The organism is Paenibacillus sp. FSL H8-0034 (assembly GCF_038000305.1).
In the GTDB taxonomy this organism is placed as follows: domain Bacteria; phylum Bacillota; class Bacilli; order Paenibacillales; family NBRC-103111; genus Paenibacillus_S.
In genome coordinates this window covers 7694074-7719443 of record NZ_JBBOBS010000001.1, presented here as the reverse complement: position 1 = coordinate 7719443, position 25370 = coordinate 7694074, and the positions used below count along the sequence as shown (strand labels likewise).

The 25370-nt window shown below is 47.1% G+C and carries 20 protein-coding genes and 1 pseudogene; 14 read left to right on the top strand and 7 right to left on the bottom strand.

The window, feature by feature from the left end; genetic code table 11:
- The first annotated feature begins 245 nt into the window (after positions 1-245).
- The 3 genes and pseudogenes from NST47_RS34470 to NST47_RS37250 all read left to right on the top strand — a co-directional run.
- Positions 246-1739 carry an S-layer homology domain-containing protein gene (locus tag NST47_RS34470; protein ID WP_341159151.1) on the top strand — a complete coding sequence of 498 codons (1494 nt, stop codon included), beginning with the start codon at positions 246-248 and terminating at the stop codon, positions 1737-1739.
- 358 nt (positions 1740-2097) lie between these two features.
- Positions 2098-2466: an IS3 family transposase gene (locus NST47_RS34465; protein ID WP_341159150.1), complete on the top strand. Its 369-nt coding sequence runs from the start codon at positions 2098-2100 to the stop codon at positions 2464-2466.
- A 262-nt stretch (positions 2467-2728) separates the two neighbouring features.
- Positions 2729-2842, top strand: a pseudogene (locus tag NST47_RS37250) (transposase); the annotation flags it as partial.
- Between the two features lie 137 nt (positions 2843-2979).
- Here the strand turns inward: NST47_RS37250 and NST47_RS34460 are convergent.
- Positions 2980-4041 carry an acyltransferase family protein gene (locus tag NST47_RS34460; protein ID WP_341159149.1) on the bottom strand — a complete coding sequence of 354 codons (1062 nt, stop codon included), beginning with the start codon at positions 4039-4041 and terminating at the stop codon, positions 2980-2982.
- Between the two features lie 167 nt (positions 4042-4208).
- Positions 4209-4841: a hypothetical protein gene (locus tag NST47_RS34455; protein WP_341159148.1), complete on the bottom strand. Its 633-nt coding sequence runs from the start codon at positions 4839-4841 to the stop codon at positions 4209-4211.
- Between the two features lie 194 nt (positions 4842-5035).
- Here NST47_RS34455 and NST47_RS34450 point away from each other — a divergent pair, with 194 nt between their 5' ends.
- Positions 5036-6430, top strand: a complete 1395-nt coding sequence (locus tag NST47_RS34450) for an MFS transporter (protein ID WP_341159147.1) — start codon at positions 5036-5038, stop codon at positions 6428-6430.
- Positions 6431-6497: 67 nt separating this feature from the next.
- On the opposite strand, the gene NST47_RS34445 is transcribed toward NST47_RS34450, so the two are convergent.
- The gene (locus NST47_RS34445) at positions 6498-9608 is read right to left on the bottom strand and encodes a hybrid sensor histidine kinase/response regulator (RefSeq protein WP_341159146.1); all 3111 of its coding nucleotides are present in this window, start codon (positions 9606-9608) and stop codon (positions 6498-6500) included.
- A 235-nt stretch (positions 9609-9843) separates the two neighbouring features.
- On the opposite strand from NST47_RS34445, the gene NST47_RS34440 reads away from it, so the two are divergent.
- Positions 9844-10620 (top strand): TetR/AcrR family transcriptional regulator, encoded by a 777-nt coding sequence (locus NST47_RS34440; RefSeq protein ID WP_341159145.1) that lies wholly within the window; start codon positions 9844-9846, stop codon positions 10618-10620.
- Between the two features lie 2 nt (positions 10621-10622).
- Positions 10623-11357, top strand: coding sequence for an MBL fold metallo-hydrolase (locus NST47_RS34435; RefSeq protein ID WP_341159144.1), 735 nt, complete (start codon positions 10623-10625; stop codon positions 11355-11357).
- Between the two features lie 268 nt (positions 11358-11625).
- Here NST47_RS34435 and NST47_RS34430 read toward each other — a convergent pair whose 3' ends face one another.
- From NST47_RS34430 to NST47_RS34415, 4 genes are all read right to left on the bottom strand, one after another.
- Positions 11626-12048 (bottom strand): hypothetical protein, encoded by a 423-nt coding sequence (locus NST47_RS34430; RefSeq protein WP_341159143.1) that lies wholly within the window; start codon positions 12046-12048, stop codon positions 11626-11628.
- A gap of 235 nt (positions 12049-12283) precedes the next feature.
- Positions 12284-13425 (bottom strand): IS3 family transposase gene (locus NST47_RS34425; protein WP_341159142.1). Its coding sequence is split into 2 segments (ribosomal slippage): positions 12284-13161 and positions 13161-13425, totalling 1143 coding nucleotides; the frame shifts between segments, so codons are not numbered across the junction.
- A gap of 60 nt (positions 13426-13485) precedes the next feature.
- Positions 13486-14559: a hypothetical protein gene (locus NST47_RS34420; RefSeq protein ID WP_341159141.1), complete on the bottom strand. Its 1074-nt coding sequence runs from the start codon at positions 14557-14559 to the stop codon at positions 13486-13488.
- Between the two features lie 30 nt (positions 14560-14589).
- Positions 14590-15651, bottom strand: coding sequence for a hypothetical protein (locus tag NST47_RS34415; RefSeq protein ID WP_341159140.1), 1062 nt, complete (start codon positions 15649-15651; stop codon positions 14590-14592).
- A gap of 28 nt (positions 15652-15679) precedes the next feature.
- On the opposite strand from NST47_RS34415, the gene NST47_RS34410 reads away from it, so the two are divergent.
- The 8 genes from NST47_RS34410 to iolB all read left to right on the top strand — a co-directional run bounded on the left by NST47_RS34410 (position 15680) and on the right by iolB (position 25257).
- Positions 15680-16081, top strand: a complete 402-nt coding sequence (locus NST47_RS34410; RefSeq protein ID WP_341159139.1) for a hypothetical protein — start codon at positions 15680-15682, stop codon at positions 16079-16081.
- A 591-nt stretch (positions 16082-16672) separates the two neighbouring features.
- Positions 16673-18538 (top strand): 3D-(3,5/4)-trihydroxycyclohexane-1,2-dione acylhydrolase (decyclizing), encoded by a 1866-nt coding sequence (gene iolD / locus NST47_RS34405; RefSeq protein ID WP_341159138.1) that lies wholly within the window; start codon positions 16673-16675, stop codon positions 18536-18538.
- A gap of 228 nt (positions 18539-18766) precedes the next feature.
- Positions 18767-19669, top strand: a complete 903-nt coding sequence (iolE, locus tag NST47_RS34400) for a myo-inosose-2 dehydratase (protein WP_341159137.1) — start codon at positions 18767-18769, stop codon at positions 19667-19669.
- Between the two features lie 98 nt (positions 19670-19767).
- On the top strand, positions 19768-20778 hold the full coding sequence (gene iolC, locus NST47_RS34395) for a 5-dehydro-2-deoxygluconokinase (protein ID WP_341159817.1): 1011 nt from the start codon (positions 19768-19770) through the stop codon (positions 20776-20778).
- 30 nt (positions 20779-20808) lie between these two features.
- Positions 20809-22254, top strand: coding sequence for a CoA-acylating methylmalonate-semialdehyde dehydrogenase (locus NST47_RS34390; protein ID WP_341159136.1), 1446 nt, complete (start codon positions 20809-20811; stop codon positions 22252-22254).
- A gap of 139 nt (positions 22255-22393) precedes the next feature.
- Positions 22394-23272: a class II fructose-1,6-bisphosphate aldolase gene (gene fba, locus NST47_RS34385; protein WP_341159135.1), complete on the top strand. Its 879-nt coding sequence runs from the start codon at positions 22394-22396 to the stop codon at positions 23270-23272.
- Positions 23269-24312 (top strand): inositol 2-dehydrogenase, encoded by a 1044-nt coding sequence (gene iolG / locus NST47_RS34380; RefSeq protein ID WP_341159134.1) that lies wholly within the window; start codon positions 23269-23271, stop codon positions 24310-24312. The genes fba and iolG overlap by 4 nt, the downstream gene beginning before the upstream one ends.
- Before the next feature lie 132 nt (positions 24313-24444).
- Positions 24445-25257, top strand: coding sequence for a 5-deoxy-glucuronate isomerase (iolB, locus tag NST47_RS34375; RefSeq protein ID WP_341159133.1), 813 nt, complete (start codon positions 24445-24447; stop codon positions 25255-25257).
- The last annotated feature ends 113 nt before the right edge of the window (positions 25258-25370 follow it).

The following is a 25370-nucleotide window of genomic DNA, read 5'->3' as shown; positions in this document are numbered from 1 at the left end:
ATACAGCAATACGTATGATGGTTCAGGATCTGCTGGTCGAAACAAACTGATGAATAAAAATACAATAAGCACGCAGCTTTTTCCTATTGAGATTCGGATTTTTAGTCTTGTTAAATCGCCATATAAAGCTGTGCTCAGAAATGGAAGATTCGAGATATTATTATCAAGCAAATTATGGTAGGTTATACAGGATAGATGTGTAATATTGCAGTAAAAACAAACTAATTATCATTCGGAGGCGAAATATGAAGAACAAGACAGTTAAGAAGTGGGTATCATCCTTTGTTATTGCCATTATGTTATTCTCATCTTTTGGAGTGGCATTTGGTGAAGCCTCATCGGCAGCATTGGATATTAAAGGGCATTGGGCAGAAAAACAAATCCGTATATGGATTGATAAAGGTTATGTGAAAGGCTACGAGGATGGGAGCTTTAAGCCTGATGGTACATTAACAAGGGCAGAATTTAGTGCTCTGGTTAACCGTTCTTTTGGATTTGCAGAAGGATCAACCATTTCTTTTCGTGATGTGGATTCGAATAACTGGTTCTATACAGAAGTAGCCAAAGCCGTTAAGGCGGGTTACATCACAGGTTATGAGGATGGTACGTTCGGTGGCAGCCAATCGATTAGCAGACAGGAGGTTGCTGTCATTATCAGTAAATTGCTCGACCTGTCTCCAGCTAGCGGGGCTACTTTCAAAGATACAAGCGCAGTCGCCGGGTGGGCTAAGCAAGCAGTTGATGCTGCTGTAGCAAACAAAATTATGATTGTTTACGAAGTGGACAACAGCTTTAGACCAGCAAGCCCAATTACTCGCGCAGAAGCAGTTGCAGCTCTGTATAGTGCTGCCTCATATAAAACGGCTGCTGAGAGTAAGCCTGAGGGATCAACGGTGCCAACAGGAGCAACAGTGTTAGTAGGGCCAGCAGGACCAGCAGGACCTGAAGGACCTGAAGGACCAGCAGGACCTGAAGGACCAGCGGGACCAGCGGGACCAGCAGGACCAGCAGGACCAGCAGGACCAACAGGTTCGTCAGGAAGAATTATAGTAACTGAAGGAGCAGGCCCAGCAGGAGAGCAGGGACCAGCAGGAGAGCAGGGACCAGCCGGAGAGCAAGGCCCAGCAGGAGCAGTAGGGCCGGCGGGACCGGCAGGAGCAGTAGGGCCAGCGGGACCGGCAGGAGCAGTAGGGCCAGCGGGACCGGCAGGAGCAGTAGGGCCAGCGGGACCGGCAGGAGCAGTAGGGCCGGCGGGACCGACAGGAGCAGTAGGGCCGGCGGGATCGGCAGGAGCAGTAGGGCCGGCGGGACCGGCAGGAGCAGCGGGCAGTGGGCTCTCCCAGTTCGGGTATATTTATAACTTAGGTGCCCAAACTGTAGCTATTGAGGCGGATATCAGTTTTGATGCAAATGGTGTTTTAAATGGGGTTACGCATGCCGCTGGGAGCTCTACGATGACGATAATGACTGCGGGAACCTATGAGATTAATTTTTCCATATCCGCAGTAGAGCCTAGCCAATTTGCGCTGTTTTTGAATGGTGCTGCGGTTTCAGGAGGCGGATACGGGTCTGGTGCCGGAACTCAACAAAACACAGGGCATGCTATTATCGCTATGTCGGCTGGAGATGTAATTACGTTACGAAACCATAGTTCAGCTGCCGCAGTTACCCTCCAGACATTGGCTGGTGGCACACAAAGCAATGTGAATGCTTCAATTGTTTTGAAAAAAATAAATTAGGTTCGAATGAAATATGAATGCCCCAATTCGCGGTCGATTAGCTACAATTTGCACCTTGTTCTGCACATCCTGGGCAATTAACCTCAGAGCTGGTGAAGGGATGAAGAGCAGCGTATAACAAAGAGGCTGTCCCATTACATGATATGCTCCCGTTTAAGTAGACAGGTTTAAAAAATAAACCGGCTACTTAAACGGGAGCATTTCTTTGTCAAAGAAGAATGAGTATTACGCTATAGAGAAATTAGCGATCATAGATGAACTGGCTGCAGGTAGAGGCACTCGGGAGGAGGTGGCTCATAAATACAACATCAACGTTAACACCCTTGTGAAATAGCGGTACCGCTATGAGCTTTACGGAATGGACGGATTGGAGATTCGGATTCGTAATCGAAGTTACTCCGTAGAACTGAAGCTCCAGGCGGTGCAAGATTATCTTTCCGGTCAGTACTCACAATATGAAGTCATCGATACATACAAAATCACAAGCCGAACTCAGCTCAAAAGTTGGATAAACAAGTATAATAGTCATAGCAGCTCTAAATCGGATATACCCATGGAAGCCTTTTGGGGAACCCTGAAATGCGAAATGTATTACCTCCAGTCATACAACACGTTTGAAGAACTAAAGAGGGATATTGAGGCGTACATCCATTTTTATAACAATGAGCGGTTGCAGGCAAAATTAAACGACCTCAGTCCCGTAGAATTCAGAGCTAAGGCCGTCTAATTGCTTTTATTTATTTGTTTTGTCTACTTGACGGGGTGCAGTTCAGTTCAAAATGGGGTAGCCTCTTTTTCATTTATTCCCTATGAAATGGATCGGCAATGGCTCCTCCCTCCAAGTCTCGAGGAGCTAGTTCCATTAGGGCATATCAACAGTACCGTCAATGCGGCTATCAAAGGCTTGCTGACCCGCCTCCACACAAGTTTGTGGTCCATCAGCAGATACTCGGAACCTGGAACAGTTACAGCATGACCGACCTCGATGTGTTGGCCAGATCAAAAGCAATTGGGGATATAGGCAGTTCCTGCTTAGTGGCTTACCCAAAGTTAGCTTGGAGATAGGTTGGCGTTCACTTGTCCGCAATCTGCTCAAGGTAGCTATTGTGGACGAAAAACGGAAAAGATTGGACAGAAATATCATCTGTCCAATCTTTTTTTATCATTTTCAGATGAGCGGGCTACTCCTTTATAGTAAATTACCTACTTTTGGGACAGCCCCATATACATGGTTTAAGCGTTAACGAGTCGTCGAAGCAGAATAGACAGGTGCAGCTATCATCGATTTAAGACGCTGAACGAGCGGTCTTTCCACATACCAATAAAAAATACAGCATAATAATAACGCTATCGTAAAGCAGAGCACAGTCGTGATGGTAGGACCACACCATACGTCAAGGTGAGCTGCTTTGGCGAGCTTTAGCGTGACAGACAGAAACCCAAGACTGGTTAGCAATATTGAATAGGAAGCATTGCCAAGAAATTGAGCGAACCCCAGCCATGAGGGAGCCGCTGAACGCATAGATCCGATGCCAAGCAGAACGAGTGACGATCCAATGGTGTACAGAACATTCGGATAAGCGAAGGTCGGGTCGATATAGCGCAGCACCCAGACAACAGGGAAAACCAGCAATCCTGCTGCAAGTGAGTAGCCTCCTTTGCCAAGATTAAATCGGCGAATCGTCCACGCAATCAGCATCCCCAGCACAAATTGCAAATGCATCCCGTCAAACAGAAAGTGCAGCCATGCGTTATCCTTCATATGTATCCAACCACAATTGATGAAGCCGACGATCAGCAGCCACAATGAAAATAGGGCAAGGATCGTTTTTTTATTCAGAACGAACAGTAGTGAAAAGATCAAATAAAAAAATACAACATAGATGAGCGACCAGGCGACGCCAAGAATAGGTACTTGACTGTAAGGCAGCAGTAACAAGGAGGTAATAATCTCCAGGGGCTTGGTTTCATAGCCATTACCAAACGCAGGAACTAGAAAATAGATCGGAATGACAGCGGCATTGACCAGCCAGTAAAGCGGATAAATGCGCAGCAGCCTTTTGAGCATAAAGATACCCCACATATGTGCTTTTCCGAAATGCCGATGATAGAGAGTAAACATCAAAAAACCGGTCAGCACAAAAAAATAAGCATAGCCACCAGATCGGTCCATGCCACTAACTGCCAAAAAGTTAATATGGAAATATTTCTGTGCCAACTGTGAGGTGTGAAAAAGCATCACCAGTACAACAGCAATACCCCGAGCGGCTTGAATCAGGGGAATGGTTAAGCGATTGTCCATGACTTCAAATTCAGCTCCTAATATTTGGTTGTTATCTTGAGACGTTATCATCTCATCTGAAAGTGAAAATATGATGACAACAGAATGAAGATTAGCTGAATTTTAGCTTAAAATAATGAACCTACCGCATGAGGAACCATTCCCTGATTAGAAGCCTTCTGACAGGATCAGAAGCAGTTAAATTGCTCAATACGTTGGATATCCAAACCGAAATACAACCAGAAGCCTGCAGGTCCAAAACCATACCAACGGTAACCAGCTATGGAATTACGGCCGACGTGAGTGAGGAACATCCAGTAGGCGTCACCGTTTCTTTGCCAAATGTACACATACCGATTGACACATCTGCGGATACTGCCGGGGTCAACCGCTAGGGCAGACACGCCTGATTGCTGCGGGATGAAGGAAGGAGGTGGGGATTGCGGTCCGCCAGTTGCGCCAGGGCCTCCTTGAGGTGCACCGGGAGGAAAGCCGCCACCACCGCCGCCTGGAAAAGATGGAGGAAAGCCGCCACCGCCACCACCGGGAAAAGACGGAGGGAAGCCACCACCGCCGCCTGGAAAAGACGGAGCAAATCCTCCACCGCCACCTCCCGGAAATGGTGAACCAGGAAAACCGGTGCCAGGCCCTTGTAATGAGCGAGTGGACAATCCGCCACCAGTTCCTTGTGGAAAGCCTGCTCCGATTCCTTTGGAATCAAGCGAACTGCTACCAGTGCCGGATGTCTGTGCCGTTACAGGTAATTTGTTATTACTTATCTTTTTTTGCGGTTTTTTTGAAACTATTTGCTTTCGACTCATCTTCAGCAGCTCCTTATGTTGGCTCTCATCACAACATATGCTACAAACGCCCATGCGTTACTTGTCCTGAACGCTCTTCTGCGTGCTGCTGCCAAATTTGATTGAAATAAAGCTTTCCATAGCTGCCTATAGATCTGATGTGATAAGTTGAAAGCAGCCCTATATATAAGGATAGAGAGAAAAGGAGTGTTACCATGCTGGAAGCTTCATCACATTCGCCAGCATCTTCAGGCGTAGCGCTGGATTTGCGCAAAACGGCACCATGGATTATTTTTATTATTTTTTTCGGTGTCCTCAATGAAACGGTTTTTAATGTTTCCACACCAAGTATTGCTGCACAGTATCATTTGACGCCTTCGGGGGTTAGCTGGGTTGTAACGATCTTTATTATTTTTTTCGGAATTGGTTCGGTCATCTATGGCAAGCTTTCTGACGTCTACAGTCTTAAGAAGCTCATCGTGATCGGTATTATCGTGTACAATATTGGATCGATTGTGGGGATCGTGTGTCAGGCTTGGTATCCGGCGGTCATTGCGGCAAGGGCGATACAGGGAGCAGGCGCATCTGCAATTCCGGCACTGATCATGGTTGTGGTCGCCAAATATTTTTCGCCTGCTGATCGGGGCAAAGTATTCGGAATTTTGAATTCTACCGTAGCTTTTGCGATTGGGATCGGTCCGGTGCTAGGCGGGTTTATCTCTGCAGCGTACCATTGGTCATTTTTGTTTTTGATTCCGTTGTTTACGTTGATTTCAATTCCCTTTTTTCGTAAGGTGTTGCCGGATGACGAGTTGCACGGCGGCAAGGTCGATATTCCCGGTGCGGCTATGATTGGCCTTAGTATCGCTTCGCTCGTCTTATTTTGTACCGATCCTATGTGGTATTACTTTATTATCGGTGCAGCTTTAATGGTTGGGTTCATCGTGCACATCCGAAGGGTGGATCATCCGTTCATCGAGCCATCGCTGCTGGCCAACCGCTTATTTCGCAGTGGGTTGATTGTTAGCTTCATCCTCAACTGTACCGTGATGAGCATTATGTTTGTGATGCCGCTTCTGCTAAGTGATCTTAAAGGATTGAATACGAGCGCTATCGGCTGGATTTTGTTCCCTGGTGCGATTAGTGCTGTTGTATTTGGTCCGATCGGTGGGGGATTGGCGGATAAAAGAGGCAATAACTTCGTTATAGCGATTGGAGCCACCTTATTGGCTTGCAGCCTGATTATGCTATCGTCGTTATTGGGAGTGAATGTTTGGTTTATATCGGGCGCTATGGTATTAACGTACATTGGGTTTTCATTTATTCAGACGGCGCTGGCTAATAGCGTGTCTTTGACGCTTGATATGGAGCAAACCGGTGTCGGTATGGGTTTATTTAATCTGGTCGGATTTATATCGGGAGCTGTAGGGGCAGCGGCAGTGGCCAGAGTGTTGGACAAAAAACTGATGAATTTCCCGCTTAATCCGTTGATGCACGAGGTGGACGGATACCTTTACAGTAACCTGCTGCTCGTTTGTGCGGTGGCAGTTGTGGTTGGTGCGACCGTGTTTTTTCGCAGCTACGGAACAATGAAGTTTAAATCTCAATAAGATCGGCAGCTATGTATGAAGTCCCCTTCCATCTGTTGGAAGAGGACTTTTTGAGTTCAGGACAAACTTATTTATTAGCCAAGAAGGTAACCGTTGTTCCCTGACCAGGCTCACTCTGAATGTGCAGTCCCTTGCCATATATTTGCTTCAAACGTCTGTCAGTATTACGCACACCGATTCCGGCCCTAAGGTTGGAGGAGCTGTCGAGTATTTGGAGCCGCGTCTTCTCATCCATTCCCACGCCGTTATCGATGATCGATATTTCCACATGCATGGCATGCTCGATAATTTGGAGCCGCACCGTTCCGCCTTGGGAGCGCATTAATGCGCCGTGTCGGACTGCGTTCTCAATCAATGGCTGAATAGAGAGGGGAGGGATAAGCAAGGATAGATTTTTATCCACTTCCCATACAATGTGCAGCCTTTCTTCAAAGCGTTCCTTTTCGATATATAAATAAGAACGTACGAGATCCAGTTCATGGGTGAGCGGAACGAGTCGATCCAGATTATGTGAATTAAAGCTTGCCCGTAAATAATTGCCAAACGTTTCTAGCAGCGCGTGCATGCGGTTAGTATCAATATCACTTAAAGCCGCTATCGAGTTTAACGTGTTAAATAAGAAATGCGGCTGGATTTGTGCCTGTAGATATGCCGCTTCGATGCGCAGCTGATCACGCACGGACTTTTTTAATGCGGTTAAAGCTCTCACTCTGGACATCAGTTCCATTGTATCCATCGGTTTAGTAACGTAATCGTTGGTACCTGCAAGGAAACCGAACTCTATATCTTCAGGTCGATTGCGCGCGGTGAGAAGCAGTACGGGCAGCTCAGACATGGAAAAACGTTTGCGTATGGTCTGCGTTAATTCATAACCGGACATCTGCGGCATCATGACATCGGCAATAATTAAATCCCATTCCTGAGTGTCCAGGATCGTTAATGCTTCAACGGCACTTGTAGCGGTGACAATGTTGTAGGCCTCGTGTGTAAGAACCTCTTTAAGGATCATCAGATTAACGGGGTCATCATCAACAGCTAATATATGGGGTCTATCTGCTCCAGAAGAAACGGCATTGTTTGCATCCCTTGCAATTAACGGTTCGGAAGCCGCGGCTACTAACGGTTCGATGCTGATGGCGGCAAGCATATTCAAGCTTGCGACGGTATCGGAGCTTTTAATATTTTCGAACTGTGAAGAGGGGGTGGCTAACTCCAAAGTAAATGTAAATATCGAGCCACTTCCGGGGACAGAGCTGACTTCCAGCGTGCCGCCATGCAGTTCAACCAATTGCTTGCAAATGCTTAATCCCAGCCCGATGCCTCCACTTATCGAGGTTGCTTCTGTGACGCCCTGCTCGTAGGGTTGAAATATTTTGAGCTGCGTTTCCTCATTCATCCCGATTCCTGTATCGGTAATGATGATATGAGCCATACCCGCTTTAATCTCGCTGTCGATCGTAATGCTGCCCTCATTCGTGTATTTCACTGCATTGTGCAGCAAATTAAACAGGATTTGAATCAACCGATTTTCGTCGGCAAGGACATGGGGGAACGTATCCGGAATGTTATTAATAAAGTGAATGGGCTTGCCTTCCTTCATAAAACGGAGCATATCGAATACCCCTGAAGCTATGGCTTGAATAGGATAACTTGCTTTCTGCAAGCTTATTCCCTTTTCTTTGAGCCGGGTCAAGTCCAGCAGGTCATTCAAGAGAAAGGTCATGCGCCGCCCTATCGAGATAAGCAGCTCCATATTATCGGTATTCTTTTTGCTCATGGCGTGGTTGTCATTCTCCAGTACTACCTGGGCAATACTCAGGATTCCGTGCAATGGATTGCGCAATTCATGTGATGTATTCGCCAGAAAATCGTCTTTTTGTTTGTCTGCTTTTTGCAGCTTCCCCGTCAACTTCATCATTTCGGCCGTAATGCGAAAGTGCCGTTTAAACCAAAATGAGGCAAAGGCAAAAAAAGTAATAATAAAATCGATCGGATAAAAGCCAAGCTGGAGTATTTCCACACGACTTTTAGTACAAGCCCAAATGACGTTGACCGAAATCGCAGTTGCGCCCAGCAATAGGAAAATGGCATCTTCTTCACCCTTAATCGCCGATCGCAGGGTAAGCACGGGAACAATGAGAAAAGCGGAAAGGAACATGACAAGAAATACAACGCCTGATAGATATATGATAGAAACAGGTAAAAACAATAGGGTAATGATGATAACGACGTAAAGGTTGGAAAACCAACGAAGCAATTTTAATTCAGCATATTCGGGCAATAGATGCCTAATAAAAAATAGCAGAAAAGCCGCGCTGCCGAGAATGGAAGTTTGGACGAGCTTTACAAACCATTCATAGCTTAAGGATACCCCGAGTAATAACAGTCTGTCGTCACTGAGCAGCGACAGGAGAATGGAAAAAGATACGAGCAGGAAAAAGTAAATCAGCGCTTTCTGGCGAGTACCGATTACATACAGCAAACAAGCATAGATCGCATGGATAAGAAGAACAGAAACCAGCATTACCTGCATGCTTATGGAGAACCAGGTTTCCTTGTCCACTGCCTGACTGCTTCCGAATTTGATCGATTGTGTGATACCGCCTTTAAGGGGATTAACATAATTGGCGACCTCTATCACAATGTCGATTGTGCCTTGATCTGCTTTGAAGGATACAGAATAAGGAATGTTCTGGGCCACATACTCCTCTTTATTAGAAGCAACATAACCGGACTCCCCCAATAGCTCGCCGTTAACAAATACTCGCGATGCGCTGGTCACATTAGGAATTCGAATGCTATAGGATAGCTTGGAATCGGGATGGACCTCGATGTGTAAACGGTAGGAACCATAGCCGTAGGCCGTGCCCTGATAGGAGGGTAGGTTGGAAAAGTTGGACTGCCAGTTTCCAGGCACCTGAATAAAACCGCCCTTTTCACTCCTTCCAGGCATATGGGCAGCGTCATGTTGAAGAAGGGTGTTAGGGTAAAATTCCCACTGTCCATCCAAGGTAAGAGGACGTTCCTTGGAAAAGTCCCATTTTTGCAAATTCAAATGGCCCTGAATGGCATCAGGATGCTCGGGTGTCATAAAGTGAGTAATCCAGAGTAAACGGACACTGGTAAGAATCATCAGGAATGTGAAGGTGGTCAAAAGTATTTTTCGTTTTGTCATCATAATTGAAATATAATTCGACAAAAACGACGTTATTCCTTTATTTATGTTAAAAAAGTTGCCATTTAATACCTGAGCAGTTTGATTTTTGCCTGACTTTAATTGTCTTATTTTAATAATGGTTTTTTGGGATTTGATTAAAATTTAGGTTTTATAAATAGCTTGATTTTTAAGTAACCATTGGTTACTATGTAGTTAATAACCAGTGGTTACATGAGTAGAAAGGTGATGAATGGATATGGAAAATGGCGATAAAAGCATTCGTAAGCAGGGCGAGAGAGCGGAGGAAACGAAGCGCAATATAGCCGAATCAGCAGCGAAACTGTTTACAGCAAGAGGCTATGATGCAGTCACTATGCGGGAAATTGCGAAGGATGCGGGCTGCTCCCATACCACCATTTATTTATATTTTAAGGATAAAGAAGTACTTTTGGAGCAGCTTGCGATACCGCCGCTGCAGTCGTTAGAGACACTTTTGCTATCGATACAGGAGCATGAGGAATGGTCAACGGTTGAGAAGCTGGAGGAGAAGAGCCGTCAGTTTTTACGGTTTTGCCTGTCACACAAAAGCATGGTGTCCGTTATTCTCGGTGTGAAGTCCGTGAGGGTGGATGAGCAGGATCCTGAGTGGGACGTTAACAAGCTGCGCAATCGGATATTCGGCTATTTGACTGAAGGCATTGAGCAAATCGTACCAGCGGTTAATGAGCAGGAACGAACCGATCAATCACGAGTCTATTTTTTCATGCTATATGGTATGGTTTTCACTTATATGAACAGTGAAGAGCAGCTGGAACCGCTGCTCAAGCGGATTTTACCCATATTGGATAAAGCAATTGAGACTCTGCTGGCAGGTATGCTGCACAAGAGGGACAGTAGTCAGTTGATGGCGGCCGTGAAGCCGGAAACGCGGCAGGATAAGAAGCAGGGTAAGCGGGAGAAGCAAGAAAAGCAGGACAAAAAACAGGATAAAAAGCGTAAGGACAAAAAGTCGAAAAAGCAGGAGGAGAAATAGCGATGAAAATCGTAAGGATTTCCGAGCATATTTGGGCGTGCAAAATATGGTTAGTCATCCCGATCACAGTATGGATCGTGAAGTCGGAACAGGGGCTTTCGCTGGTTGATACAGGTATTTCCTTAATGGCGGGCGGTCTGCTTAAGCAAATTGAGCGCATGGACGCACCACTGGAGCGAATATTATTAACCCATGGTCATTCCGATCACGTTGGCAGTATCAAAAAGATCCGACAGCAGCTACAGGTTCCTGTATTTGCTCATGCCGAGGAAATTCCATATATGGAGGGCAAGCTTCCCTACCCGCGCCGATCCAAAGCAGAGGCATCTGTAGAAATCGGCTTGGCCCAGCCGCTTGCTGTTTCTAGTGAAAGAACTGCATCTTTCCAAGCTGAGCAGGCTTCAGATACAGGTATCGGACAAGAAGCACGGTCAGGTGATATGCATGCTTTGGATATCATAGCAGGACTCACACCTTATCTGACACCCGGGCACTCGCCGGGTCATGTGGCGTATTACCATCAAGAAGATAACGTATTGCTGGCGGGAGATCTGTTTACTGCAAACAGAGGCAAGCTCAAAAAGCCAATGGCGATGTTCACGGGCGATATGCAGCAAGCGATAGAGAGCAGTTCCATTATCGAGCAGCTTAAGCCTAAGGTACTCAGCGTTTGTCACGGTGGAGAGGTAGACTCTCCGTATGAGCAGTATGAATCATTTCGACTTGGGTTCAAATAATACTGTTGAACAAAGTGGCAGAAGGACTTAACCCGGAAATCCAACAGAATTGGAAAGACGAATAAAGGTGGGCATTACTAACGGTTCGGTGCAGTAGAGCTGAAAAGTAAAAGAGGGCTTGCGCCCTCCTTAACAATTTCTACAATGGAGATTTTATTTCGCTTTTACAGGCCAAGCCAATCATAATTATCTTTATTGATGTCATAGCTATTGTTATCATAATAGTGGTCCAGATTTAAATCTAGACCTAGCTGAAAAGCGGATTGACTCAAAGTATGATAACTAAAGTTGTTGTACCCTCTGTTCCAATCTTGTTTACTGTTATAATTCGAGCTGGAATTATTATCGTTATGTCCATAGTTCGAATTGCTACTGCTTTGGTTTTGTGAGCTGCCGCCGCATTCGCGTTCAGTCCTAACCCTAAGCTGCCATCGCTAGAACCAGAATTCATGTTCGATTCATTGGTGCTACGCCCATTGTTCAAGCTGTTGCTGTTATCAGATTGTGAGCTGCCCGCCGCATTCACGTTCAGACCCAATCCCAAATTGCCATCGCTAGAACTAGAATTCGAGCTAGAATCACTGTCGTTACGCTCATCATTCGAGCTAGCGCTGCTTTGGTTTTGTGAGCTGCCCGAAGCATTCGCGTTCAGTCCTAACCCTAAGCTGCCATCGCTAGAACCAGAATTCATGTTCGATTCATTGGTGCTACGCCCATTGTTCAAGCTGTTGCTGTTATCAGATTGTGAGCTGCCCCGCATTCACGTTCAGACCCAATCCCAAATTGCCATCGCTAGAACTAGAATTCGAACTAGAATCATTGTCGTTACGTCCAAAGTTCGAGTTAGTGCTGCTTTGGTTTTGTGAGCTGCCTGACCTTGCCCTGAAAAAGTAGACACGTAGAAAGCCTCAGTGAACCCAATTAGCCTAACTTTCTCCGACCAGGAATGGCGGGACATAATCGTTGGAGGAATGCGTTCTCCGACGGTTGTAAAAGAGCTCGATATATTCAAACACAGCTTTTTTAGCCTCAGCTCGTGTATTGAATGTGTAATCATTGAGCCATTCCATTTTCAACTTTCCCCAAAAGGATTCCATTGGAGAATTATCATAACAGTTTCCTTTGCGACTCATGCTGCAGATAAATCCGTTCTTCTCAAGAAGTTTCTGGTAGCCTTTACTGGCGTATTGAACGCCGCGATCAGAATGTACAATAAGTCCTTTGGATGCACCTGTGCGGCCAATTGCTTGCTTCAGGGCAGCACAGACAAGCTCTGTTTTCATACGACTATCCATCGCCCAGCCTACGAGTTTTCGGCCATGTAAATCCAACACGCCAGCGAGATAAAGCCATCCTTCAGCAGTTGCTATGTAGGTAATATCACTCAACCACTTTTCATTGGGTTTGCTCGTTGTAAAGTCCTGGTTCACGATGTTATCTGCAACAGGCAGATTGTGGTTTGAATTTGTTGTTGCTTTATATTTCTTTACCACTTTCGATCGGATCCCGTTAGCTCGCATTAACCGCGCAACACGGCCCCGACTGGCTTTCTTATCTGACGGTAAATTCTTAGTAATCTGCGGTGATCCGTAGATTCTTCGACTGTTCGTGTGGATGTCTTTTATCGTATCAAGCAATTCTCGGTTCGCTTTGTTACGTTTGCTTTCCGGTCGCTTGATATGAGCATAATAGCCGCTTCTTGAGACGCTAAGAGCCTGGCACATCTTCGCAATCCGAAACTCGAAGCGGTGTTCAAAGATAAATTTGAACCTCATTATTTCTGATTTTTCGCGAAGTAGGCTGCCGCCTTTTTTAGAATATCATTCTCTTCCTTGAGATCCGCTAACTGCTTTCGAAGCTTACGTACCTCATCATCTTCAGCCTTAAGGTGACCGCTGCCTGGAAACGCACTGTCTCCGTCTTGTTTATAAAATTTTACCCAGTCTCGGACTGTGGTGTAATGAACATTCAGTTCCTTGGCCGCATCCGCAAATGTTGTTTCGCCGGCTAGTATTCGCAATACAACTTGTTCCTTAAATGCCTTATCAAACTTCTTCCGTTGCCCCATAGTATATCCCTCCACTTTTATTATAGAGGTTTTCTATGTGTCTATCTATTCGGGGCAGGGTCAGCCCGCCGCATTCGCGTTCAGTCCTAAATCCAAGCTACCTTCGCTAGAACTAGAATTCGGGCTAGAATCACTGTCGTTACGCTCATCATTCGAGCTAGTGCTGCTTTGGTTTTGTGAGCTGCCCGAAGCATTCGCGTTCAGCCCCAGTCCCAAGCTGCCATCGCTAGAACTAGAATTCGAGCTGGAATCACTGTCGTTACGCTCATTATTCGAGCTAGTGCTGCTTTGATTTTGTGAGCTGCCCGCCGCATTCGCGTTCAGTCCAAAGCCTAGGCTACCTTCGCTAGAACTAGAATTCATGTTCGATTCATTGGTGCTACGCCCATTGTTCAAGCTGTTGCTGTTATCAGATTGTGAGCTGCCCGCCGCATTCACGTTCAGACCCAATCCCAAATTGCCATCGCTAGAACTAGAATTCGAGCTGGAATCACTGTCGTTACGCTCATTATTCGAGCTAGTGCTGCTTTGGTTTTGTGAGCTGGCCGAAGCATCCGCGTTCAGCCCCAGTCCCAAGCTGCCATCGCTAGAACTATAATTCGAGCTGGAATCACTGTCGTTACGCTCATCATTCGAGCTAGTGCTGCTTTGGTTTTGTGAGCTGCCCGCCGCATTCGCGTTCAGCCCTAGCCCCAAGCTGCCTTCGCTAGAACTAGAATTCAAGCTGGAATCACTTTCGTTAGGCCAATAGTTCGAGTTAGTGCTGCTTTGGTTTTGTGAGCTGCCCGCCGCATTCGCGTTCAGTCCTAAATCCAAGCTACCTTCGCTAGAATTAGAATTCGAGCTAGAATCATTGCCGTTATGTCCATTGTTCGAGCTGCTGTTGGAATTGCCAGTGGAGTTGTTATTGTTGTCAGAAAGCAGGGATGTTCCCGACAGTCCATTGGAACCTCCACCATTGTCAAGGTTTTGACTCGATGATTGTATAGCTACACCAACGTTAATATCTACACCAAGGTCTAAGGTATGGCTAGAGAGACTGGAAGCATAACTCGATTGTGACACTGTCAGTAAACCTGCGATTAAAGAACCCGAAAGTAAAGATATTTTCACCCATTGATTTAAGTTTTTCATTTGAAAACACTCCTTCTCAATTTGTTTTTTTTAGAAAACAGTTGAATGAGAAGAAAGTGTTTGTGGAGGCTGACCAGGTGGTGGCTGTGACCATTGATTTGACCCAAGAAGCTGCAACCGAGCATACGATAAATTGAGCTCGACTGGACTAGGCAATGCAGATTCCGAATACAGTGACATCGGTTTTCCATTAAAAGAACCGTTACCTGATCCGAAGGCTGATCCCCCAGCATTTGAACTCGCTCCTGCTTGTCCAACTGACGATGCTACGTATAACAATGGTATAGGTAACTGATTTCTCGGCTGTGGCAATGGCAGTGTCTGTTCAATAGGAGCATTCTTTTTTGCTGTTGGAGCAGGGTAGTGCTGATCCGGTTTGATTTTTTGTCCTGTATCTTCATGACTTTGATCAAATAAGGGTTTGTCGATAAAGGTTTCAGGATATGCGATCCTTTGCTCCGGCTCAATCGCTGCTCCGTTCGGCTTCGGGATGACCACAGGCTCGTTACCCCCGACCTCGACACGACTTGGCATGTCTTTTATTGTCGGATTTAAACTTGTTTCTTCCCCCAAAACTGAAAGTTTACCGCCATCCCCAGAAGCTGTTAAGCTATTGTTATTGGATGAAGGCTCGGAAGAAGGGGGCTTCACAGATACATCGGTAGCAGAATTACCCACGTTTACATCTTCATCTTTATCGATAGGAAAAGTAGGGATTTCTACCGAACTAACAGGTATCTCCACCTTTGTTGGAGGAGGTACTATTATTATATCCGGTGAAGTTTGTATTGGCACGCTCGGCACTTCAACATTCATTACAGGCGTCTCAACCTGAATGGAAGGGGACTGAACCTGAAGGTCAGGCAACGCACCTGGTACAAGTGGAACTGTTGCTTGCACGGAAGGTGTTTGCACTTGAACAATCGGGGATTCCACTTTCACTTCTGGTATACGGATTGAAACACCCTTGCTTTGATCGTTAGATATATTAAGCGTATCGGTTTGCAATCCAGCAACCGGGGTTTCAACCTTTACTGTAGGAATTGTTATGGATGTATCGGATACCCGATCTTTTGAAATATTAACACTCACAGAAGGAACTTCCGTTTTAATTATTGGAGTGTCAATAGAGATCGAAGGCGCTTCGATTTGCAATCCGGGAAGTAATCCGCCGCTGCTTTTGGATGATTCATCACTCGAATCCATAGAAACTTTCTCCGTTTTTGCGGTTGGAGAAGCAACTGCCGGGTTCGAAGCATTTGAAGGCGACGAGCTGCTATCGTTTGCAGGCGAAGCATTGGTGACTTCCGATACCACGTTAGAAACTGTACTCGTTATCGAAGTTAAACCACCCTGCGTTTCAACAGGCGCACTTGGCGTATTCGAAGAACTAGGAACGCTTGAAGAGCTCGAAGCTGCTGGAGCTTCGCTGGATGGCGTTACTACGTCAGTCACCTTCTCGGTAACCTGCGTGACTGTATCCAATAAACCAGCCTCGGCCTTAGTCGGTAACATTATTTGATAAACAAGCGAGAGAACAATAATGATCCCCATACTTGCTATCCAAACATTCAGCCTCTTGGATAAGGCCCCAATATACATACTGTCTCACCCCCAATCCAGAAATCCGAGGTAGTGAAGATTATATCTATCAAAACGTTAGTGTAGTGAACTAAGATCACTACATGAGAAAATTACCCACTACCTCTCGTAATAAATCATCTGGTCTAAATACAATGATGCAGATTGAGTATCGCGAGCTCTTGCAAAAAGCCCTTAGAACATACCCTCAGTCATTCCACATCACCATCCGATAGTTGGTTTTAAGCACGATCAATTTCCAGAAAATTTATAGCTTTCCGGTATAATTAATGCACGACCTTTGAATTTTTGTAAAAAGTATTGTCGGGGTTGAAAATCTATAGTAAGATTGAATTAAGCGCTTAACCTTATGAGGTTGAAGCGTTGGACTTTTACAGGTTAAGCGCTTAATCTATTTTATGAAGAGCTTTTCTTATTTCTGACAAAACCATGATCACCACAAACTCGCCACTATAACTGGCGAACCGAATTAGCCGTTAATTGAAAGAACGATGGAAGGGAGACACGTGAAATGAGTACGATTCGACTTACTATGGCTCAAGCTCTGCTTCGTTTTTTGGATAAGCAATACATTTCGCAGGATGGTGAAGAAACCAAGCTTTTTAAAGGAGTTATGGGCATTTTTGGTCACGGCAATGTGACGGGTCTTGGAGAAGCACTGGAGCGGAGTGCAGGAGACCTTGTCTTTATTCAAGGGAAAAATGAACAGGGGATGGTCCACGCCGCCGCTGCCTATGCCAAGCAAATGAATCGCAAACAAATATTTGCCTGCACGAGCTCGATTGGTCCCGGGGCTCTGAACATGGTTACTGCTGCTGCAACGGCAACGGTCAACCGGATACCTGTACTGCTGCTGCCAGGAGATAATTTTGCAACCAGACAACCGGATCCGGTGCTTCAACAGCTCGAGGTACAGGGAGATTATACCGTATCCGCTACGGATGCATTCAAGACCGTCAGCAAGTATTGGGATCGTATCGTGAGACCCGAGCAATTGCTTACAGCAGCGGTTCAGGCTGTTCGCGTGCTCACCGATCCTGCAGAAACAGGTGCGGTCACACTGGCTCTACCTCAGGATGTCCAGGCAGAAGCTTATGATTATCCACTTTCATTTTTTGAGAAAAAGGTACACTTTATTGACCGCCGTCCACCGGCCTCCGATTCATTGCATAGAGCTTTGGAGCTTATGAAGGGCAAAAAGAGACCGTTGATCGTTGCAGGTGGGGGTGTGCTGTATGCGTCCGCTACAAAGGAGCTGGCTGCATTTGCTGAAGCCTTCGGCATACCAGTATCAGAGACACAAGCTGGGAAAAGCTCGCTGCCGTGGAATCATCCTATGAATGTGGGAGCGATCGGGGTAACAGGAGCACTTGCTGCCAATCTGCTTGCCAAGGATGCGGATCTGATCATTGGTGTAGGAACTCGCTATTCGGACTTTACAACGGCGTCCAAATCGGCATTTGCGCATCCTGATGTACAGTTTATCAATCTCAACATCAATGGATTCGATTCGGCAAAGCTCGGTGGAGCGTCAGTTACAGGGGATGCGCGTGAGTCGTTGAAAGCGCTTCAGGAAAAGCTCGCTGCCGTGCACTACGAGAATGGCTATGGCTCTTCAGAAATTGCGGACTTGAAGAAACGTTGGGATGGCGAGGTTGATCGATTGTATGCTGCCCAGCATGAAGACGGATTATCCCAAACCCGTGCGCTCGGCGTCATTAATGAAACGTTGGATGCCTCCTCGGTTATTGTGTGTGCGGCGGGCAGCCTTCCCGGAGATTTACATCGGCTGTGGAGGACGCTTGAGCCAAAGACATACCATATGGAATACGGATTTTCGTGCATGGGGTATGAGATAGCTGGTGCTTTTGGGGCTGCACTTGCCGAGCCAGAACGTGAGGTGTATGCGGTTGTGGGAGACGGCAGCTATTTGATGATGCATTCCGAGCTCGTTACTAGCCTGCAGGAAGGTCGCAAAATTACGATTTTGCTGTTCGATAACCACGGCTTCCAGTGTATTCATAATTTGCAAAGAGGTCATGGAAGCGACGGCTTCGGTAATGAATTCCGTTATCGCTCCGAAACTACAGGTCGTCTAACAGGTAATGTGATGCCGATCGATTTTGCTGCACATGCGCGTGCTTTGGGAGCAAAAGCGTACAAAGCGAATACTGCCGAGGAGCTGCAAGCCGCGCTGCTGCAAGCCAAGGAAGAGACGATTACGACCTTGATTGAAATTCCGGTTGTTGCTGGAACGAATACGGATGGTTACGAATCGTGGTGGAATGTGGGCGTGCCCGAGGTTTCGGTCAGTGATAAAGTGCTTGCCGCGCATCAGGAAATGAAATCGCGTATTCAGGCGGTCAAGCTGATTTAAAGTTTTCGGTGAATAAGTCTCCGCTACGTGGTCAAATATCCTTATGATCGCTGTTGTTTCCCTATTTTTTGAATTTGTAAGACATTCGGCGGTAAAAATCTGGAAACAAAGGCGAACGCTAACGCTTCTCCAGGATAATTTGATCCCTCCGCTCCTTATTCACCGAATTTAACTAAAGAGAAATAAACAGAAAACATCTAATCGAATTTATAAAAGGAGAGTTTGTGCATGCTGGAACTGCCATTTAAGCTGGGCATCCATCCGATCAATTGGGTAGGCGAGGACGTTAAGGAGCACGGTGACGATACGACCTATGAGCAAATTCTGGATGATATTCAGGCTCTGGGTTTGACAGGAACGGAAATGGGCCGAAAGTACCCGACTGATCCCGTGATTTTGCAGGAGGAGCTGTCCAAGCGGGGCATTCAGCTCGTCTCACAATGGAAATCGGTGCTGTTTTCTGACCCGGCATACCGGGAATCGGAATTGGCCGCTTACCGTAAGCACGTAGAATTTTTGCATGGAATGGGCAGTACGGTGATCAGCACCTGCGAGGTCGGAGGCTCATTGCACTTTGACCCGCGCCGCACACCGAACGAAAAAGAGGTGCTGCGGCTGGATGAAGCAGGCTGGCAGAGCCTCGCCGAAGGCTTGAATGCAGCTGGCGCCATTGCTCAGGAGTATGGTTTAAAGCTGACCTATCATCATCACGGCGGAACCGCAGTTGAGAGTCCGGAAGAAATCGATCGATTGCTGGAGCTGACCGATCCTGCTAAGGTATATCTGCTCTATGATACGGGTCATGCTTATTACGGAGGTGCTGACCCCCTGCAGGTGCTGCTCAAGCACTATGACCGTATTGCGTATATTCATTTCAAGGATATTCGTCAGGAGGTGCTGGATGAGGCACGTGCCGAACAAGTCGATTTTGTTACGTGTATTCGCAAAGGCGTGTTCACCGTTCCGGGTGACGGATGTCTCGATTTTGGGCCGATTTTAAATGAACTGCTGACACGTGGTTACGATGGATGGGCGATGCTTGAAGGTGAGCAGGACCCGGCAGCACATCCCGCATATGAGTATGCCAAGAAAGCATTGGAGCATATGGAGTCCTTGATCATCAAAAAATGATAATAAGCCAAAAGCCAGTAAGCATAAAACGAATCAGAATCAAGCCAATAAGAAAGCTAGTGCAGATAACAATGACCAGGAAAGAAGGTAATCAAGCTATGACCTATGTTACGTTTCCAACAGGAAAATCACTGGATTTTACAGCAATCGGGCGGCTGTGCATCGATCTGAACGCTAACGAAATTAATCGACCGATGGAAGAAACAATGACTTTCACCAAGTATGTGGGAGGCTCTCCGGCCAACATTACGATCGGGATGTCGCGATTCGGGTTAAAAACCGCTTTTATCGGAAAAATTGCCGATGATCAAATGGGACGGTTTATTGCCGATTACCTGCAAAAAAATCACATTGACACCACGAATGTTGTGACGGACCATACGGGTGCGGTGACGGGGCTTGCTTTTACAGAAATCAAAAGCCCGACAGAATGCAGCATTTTGATGTATCGTGATAATGCGGCTGATTTGCGGTTGACTGCGGAGGAGGTTCAGGAAGATATCATCGCGCAGGCGAAGGTACTGCTGATCTCGGGAACGGCACTTGCTCAAAGTCCATCACGAGAGGCTGTATTCCAGGCACTGCAGTATGCCAAAAAACATGGTGCCGTCATCGTATTCGATCTGGATTATCGCCCTTATACATGGGTATCGCCTGAAGAAACAGCCGCTTATTACAATTTGGCAGCAGAGAAATGCGACATTATTCTAGGTACCCGTGAAGAGTTTGATATGATGGAGCGATTTGAGGCCAATCCGGAGCACAGCGATAATGTGACTGCATCCAAATGGTTTGATTACTCAGCCAAGATCGTGATCATCAAGCACGGCAAGGACGGTTCGATTGCGTACACGAAGGACGGCGAAGGACACCGGGCACAGAGCTTTCCAGCCAAGGTAGTCAAAACGTTCGGTGCCGGCGACTCTTATGCGGCAGGCTTTTTATATGGCGTGATGCAAGGATGGACACTCGAAAAAAGTATGGAATTTGGCAGCGCGGCTGCGTGTATCGTTATTTCCAGCCACAGCTGCTCGGATGCGATGCCTTCGGCCGAAGCCGTGCATGATTATATCGAACGCTGCAACGGCGGCGAAATTACAGCATCTTAAGCTTTAAAATCAGAGGGGAGAACAACTAACATGGCACAAACCTTAAAAAACTGGATCGGCGGCGCATGGGTCGAGTCCGTTTCCACACAAAGCGAGCCCGTCTACAATCCGGCAACAGAAGAAATATTGGCATATGTTCCACTTTCTACTTTGGAGGATGTGGACCTGGCCGTACAAACGGCAAAAGAAGCTTTTAAAACGTGGAGCCGCACACCGGTTCCTCGCCGGGCACGCGTTCTGTTCAAATACCAGCAGCTGCTGGTTGAGCATTGGGAGGAGCTGGCTGCTCTCGTCACAGAGGAAAACGGCAAAAGCTACAACGAGGCTTATGGCGAGGTACAGCGTGGTATTGAATGCGTGGAATTTGCAGCGGGTGCTCCGAATCTGATGATGGGCAAGCAGCTTCCGGATATTGCCTCTAACCTGGAATCCGGTATGTACCGCTATCCTGTAGGTGTCGTTGGCGGAATTACGCCGTTTAATTTTCCGATGATGGTTCCCTGCTGGATGTTTCCGCTGGCGATCGCTTGCGGCAATACGTTCATCCTGAAGCCATCCGAGCGTACGCCGCTGCTCGCGAATCGGTTGGCAGAGCTGTTTAAGGAAGCGGGCTTGCCTGACGGTGTATTCAATATTGTTCACGGCGCACATGATGTGGTTAATGGGGTGCTGACACATAAGGATATTCGCGCGATCTCGTTCGTAGGCTCACAGCCGGTAGCCGAGTACGTGTACAAAACTGCCTCTGCCCATGGCAAACGCGTACAAGCGTTGGCTGGCGCAAAAAATCACTCGATAGTAATGCCTGACGCAGATCTCGATGGTTCGGTTAAAGAAATTATTAATGCTGCTTTTGGTTCAGCGGGAGAGCGCTGCATGGCCTGCTCCGTCGTCGTAGCCGTCGGTGAGATAGGTGATACATTGGTGAACAAGCTCGTCGAGGCTGCTAATCAGCTTACGATTGGCAATGGGATGAACGACGGCGTGTTCCTCGGTCCCGTGATCCGCGGACCTCATAAGGAACGCACCTTATCCTATATTGAAACTGGCGAAAATGAAGGCGCACTGCTCATTCGTGATGGCCGTAAGGACGAGGCTGCAAGCGGCAAAGGGTACTTTGTCGGGCCGACGATTTTTGATAAGGTGACGAGCGAGATGAAAATTTGGGAGGATGAAATTTTTGCTCCTGTATTGTCTATTGTCAGAGTCGCTACGCTCGAGGAAGCTGTAGAATTGGCTAATCGCTCGGAGCTGGGCAATGGCGCCTGCCTGTTTACGAAAAGCGGCAGCAGTGCTCGTCAGTTCCGCGAAACGATCGAATCCGGCATGCTGGGCATCAATCTGGGTGTGCCTGCGCCGATGGCTTTCTTCCCGTTCTCAGGCTGGAAAAATTCGTTTTACGGCGATCTTCACGCCAACGGTACAGATGGAGTCGAGTTTTATACTCGCAAGAAGATGGTTACTGCCCGCTGGTAACAGCTATCCGATAAGCGGTGTGAACAGGTGGAACCTCGCGTAGAAGCCTGTTCGCCTCGTCAAGTCGGTATAATTGAGATGACACAGATATATTGAGAAGCAACAGTTGAAGCAAGCTTTACCGAAGGAGTTGATTCACATGACATTGGTTTCCATGAAAACGATGCTGCTGCAGGCATTGGAAGGACAATATGCGGTGGGGCAGTTTAATTTAAATAATCTGGAGTTTACTCAATCTATACTGCAGGCAGCTCAAGCGGAGCGTGCACCTGTTATTCTGGGTGTCAGCGAGGCTTACATTCCTTATATGGGCGGTCTTCCCTGCATTGCAGGTATGGTCAAAGCGTTGATCGAGCATTATGATATCACCGTTCCTGTAGCGCTTCATCTGGATCACGGTTCCACCTATGATCTTTGCGTCCGGGCGCTCCATGCAGGCTTTACCTCAGTCATGATTGATGCCTCGCATCATTCGCTTGAGTACAATATCGATGTGACCCAGCGGGTTACGCAGGCAGCACATGTACTTGGTGCTACGGTAGAAGCGGAGCTTGGACGGATTACCGGCCGCGAGGACGATCTTGTGGTTGATGATGCCGATGGGATGTATGCCGTACCTGAGGATTGCGTGGAGCTGGTTCGTGCTACAGGAATTGATTGTTTGGCGCCAGCGCTTGGCTCTGTGCATGGTCCTTATCGCGGCCAGCCGAAGCTTGGCTTTGAACGCATGGGGCAAATTCAAAAGCTGACCGGATTGCCACTAGTACTGCATGGGGGAAGCGGTTTACCGGATGAGGAAATTCGTCAGGCTATTGCGCTTGGAACGAGTAAAATCAATGTGAACACGGATAACCAAATGGCCTGCACAGAGGCGATTCGCAGCTTTTTGAACGACAATCCGGCTGCTTATGATCCGCGTAATTACCTGATACCGGCGAAAGCAGCCATTCAGGCAAAGGTACAAGAAAAGATTCGTTTATTCGGAAGTTCAGGTAAAGCGGGAGGAAGTGCATCATGAAAAAAGTCAAAATTGGGATCATTGGCGCAGGGCGTATTGGCAAAATTCATACCGATAATTTGCTGAGACTGCCAGCAACGGAAATTGTAGCTGTAAGCGACTTGTTCGCTGGCCCCGAGCTGCAAGCTTGGGCTAGCGAGAGGGGAATCGCTATTGTCACTACGGATAGCAATGAGGTCATTGCTAATCCGGAGATTGACGCGATATTTATTTGCTCCTCGACAGATACACATGTACCGCTTATCAAGCAGGCGGCTGAGGAGGGCAAGCATATTTTTTGCGAAAAACCGGTGAGTATGGACATTCGACAAACGGAGGAAGCGCTCGAAGCTGTACGCAAAGCTGGAGTGAAGCTGCAAATCGGTTTTAATCGCCGTTTCGACCACAATTTCAAGCGTGTTCGTGAGCATGTGCAGGGAGGTTTGATCGGTGAGCCGCATATCGTGAAAATTACTTCGCGCGATCCGAATCCGCCGCATCCGGACTATATTAAGGTGTCTGGCGGGATTTTCATGGATATGATGATTCATGATTTTGATATGGCCCGTTTTTTGTCAGGCAGTGAGGTTGAGGAAGTCCATGCGATCGGTAACGTGTTAATCAATCCTGTATTTGCCGAGTATGGCGATGTGGATACGGCTATTGTGACACTTCGTTTTGCGAATGGAGCGCTCGGCGTTATCGACAACAGCCGCCAAGCTGTATACGGGTATGATCAGCGGGTTGAGGTATTTGGGTCCAAAGGCAGCACAGCAGCCACCAATGATCATCCGACTACAGTAGAAATTAGCACAGCGGACGGGATTACACGCGACAAACCGCTGCATTTTTTCCTGGAACGCTATAACGCCGCTTACGTGGAAGAGACACAAATGTTCATTGATTGTATCGTCAACGACAAGCCGCTGCCGGTTGAAGGCAATGATGGCCTGCAGGCGGAGCGAATTGCGTTGGCTGCCAAGCTGTCCAGCCAATTGGGCCGTCCCGTAAAGGTAAGTGAAGCGTTAAACCTGCTTATTCAGCCGTTGAGATCGGAATAAATTGATATAACGCTTACGAAGTAGTTTTCTAACGAAAACTTGAAGTTTATGCTTACGAAGTCAGCTTCCTACGGAAGCCTAGTAACGCTTACGAAGTAGTTTTCTAACGAAAACTTGAAGGAGGGATCCACCATGTCCAAATTGATAGTTAAGCCGGAGCAGGCGCCTAACGCTGAAGGGACCGTACTGACGGTTACTCCGCAATCGGCCGGTTGGGAGTATGTTGGTTTTGAAGTGCTGAAGCTCTCGGAGGGTCAGGTTGTGAAACGCGAAACCGGAGATCAGGAGGTATGCCTGGTACTGCTCAGTGGAAAAGCGGATGTAGCTACCCATAATGAGGCATGGCAGGGGGTCGGGCAGCGGATGAGTGTATTCGAAAAGACACGACCTTATTCCGTATATGTGCCCAACGCTGATCATTATGAGGTTCTTGCGTTGACCGCGGTAGAATTGGCGATATGCTCAGCACCAGGACATGGCAATCACGCGGCGCGTTTAATCGGACCTGATCAAGTAGGCGCAGAAACCCGTGGGTCTGGCAGCATGGAGCGGCAGATTCATAATATTTTGCCTGAGCAGGAGCCTGCCGATAGCCTGTTAGTCGTGGAGGTATTTACGCCGAATGGCCACTGGTCGAGCTATCCGCCGCATAAGCATGACCGGGATGCACTTCCTGAGGAGTCTCTGCTGGAGGAAACGTATTATTTCCATGTCCAGCCGGAGCAGGGCTTTGCGATTCAACGTGTATATACAGACGACCGTTCGCTAGATGAGACGCTTGTTGTTCAAGACGGTCAGACGGTTCTGGTGCCAAAAGGCTATCATCCGGTTTCTGCGCCTCCGGGCTATGAGGTTTATTACTTGAATGTAATGGCTGGACCAAACCGGATTTGGAAGTTTCATAATGATCCTGATCATGCATGGCTGATGCCGAAACCACGTTAATTCTATACGTTGTTGAATATCAATATCACTGATGATTCATCACATGAAGCATCACTGTGCAGCTTGCAGAAGCTGACAGTGATGTTTTTTTGAACGATATTTAAGACAATAGA

Bases quoted from the DNA above. Each gene is read 5' to 3' on its own strand.
- NST47_RS34470 (WP_341159151.1), top strand. From the start codon at position 246: ATGAAGAACAAGACAGTTAAGAAGTGGGTATCATCCTTTGTTATTGCC.
- NST47_RS34465 (WP_341159150.1), top strand. From the start codon at position 2,098: ATGGACGGATTGGAGATTCGGATTCGTAATCGAAGTTACTCCGTAGAA.
- NST47_RS34460 (WP_341159149.1), bottom strand. From the start codon at position 4,041: ATGGACAATCGCTTAACCATTCCCCTGATTCAAGCCGCTCGGGGTATT.
- NST47_RS34455 (WP_341159148.1), bottom strand. From the start codon at position 4,841: ATGAGTCGAAAGCAAATAGTTTCAAAAAAACCGCAAAAAAAGATAAGT.
- NST47_RS34450 (WP_341159147.1), top strand. From the start codon at position 5,036: ATGCTGGAAGCTTCATCACATTCGCCAGCATCTTCAGGCGTAGCGCTG.
- NST47_RS34445 (WP_341159146.1), bottom strand. From the start codon at position 9,608: ATGATGACAAAACGAAAAATACTTTTGACCACCTTCACATTCCTGATG.
- NST47_RS34440 (WP_341159145.1), top strand. From the start codon at position 9,844: ATGGAAAATGGCGATAAAAGCATTCGTAAGCAGGGCGAGAGAGCGGAG.
- NST47_RS34435 (WP_341159144.1), top strand. From the start codon at position 10,623: ATGAAAATCGTAAGGATTTCCGAGCATATTTGGGCGTGCAAAATATGG.
- NST47_RS34430 (WP_341159143.1), bottom strand. From the start codon at position 12,048: ATGAATTCTGGTTCTAGCGATGGCAGCTTAGGGTTAGGACTGAACGCG.
- NST47_RS34420 (WP_341159141.1), bottom strand. From the start codon at position 14,559: ATGAAAAACTTAAATCAATGGGTGAAAATATCTTTACTTTCGGGTTCT.
- iolD (WP_341159138.1), top strand. From the start codon at position 16,673: ATGAGTACGATTCGACTTACTATGGCTCAAGCTCTGCTTCGTTTTTTG.
- iolE (WP_341159137.1), top strand. From the start codon at position 18,767: ATGCTGGAACTGCCATTTAAGCTGGGCATCCATCCGATCAATTGGGTA.
- iolC (WP_341159817.1), top strand. From the start codon at position 19,768: ATGACCTATGTTACGTTTCCAACAGGAAAATCACTGGATTTTACAGCA.
- NST47_RS34390 (WP_341159136.1), top strand. From the start codon at position 20,809: ATGGCACAAACCTTAAAAAACTGGATCGGCGGCGCATGGGTCGAGTCC.
- fba (WP_341159135.1), top strand. From the start codon at position 22,394: ATGACATTGGTTTCCATGAAAACGATGCTGCTGCAGGCATTGGAAGGA.
- iolG (WP_341159134.1), top strand. From the start codon at position 23,269: ATGAAAAAAGTCAAAATTGGGATCATTGGCGCAGGGCGTATTGGCAAA.
- iolB (WP_341159133.1), top strand. From the start codon at position 24,445: ATGTCCAAATTGATAGTTAAGCCGGAGCAGGCGCCTAACGCTGAAGGG.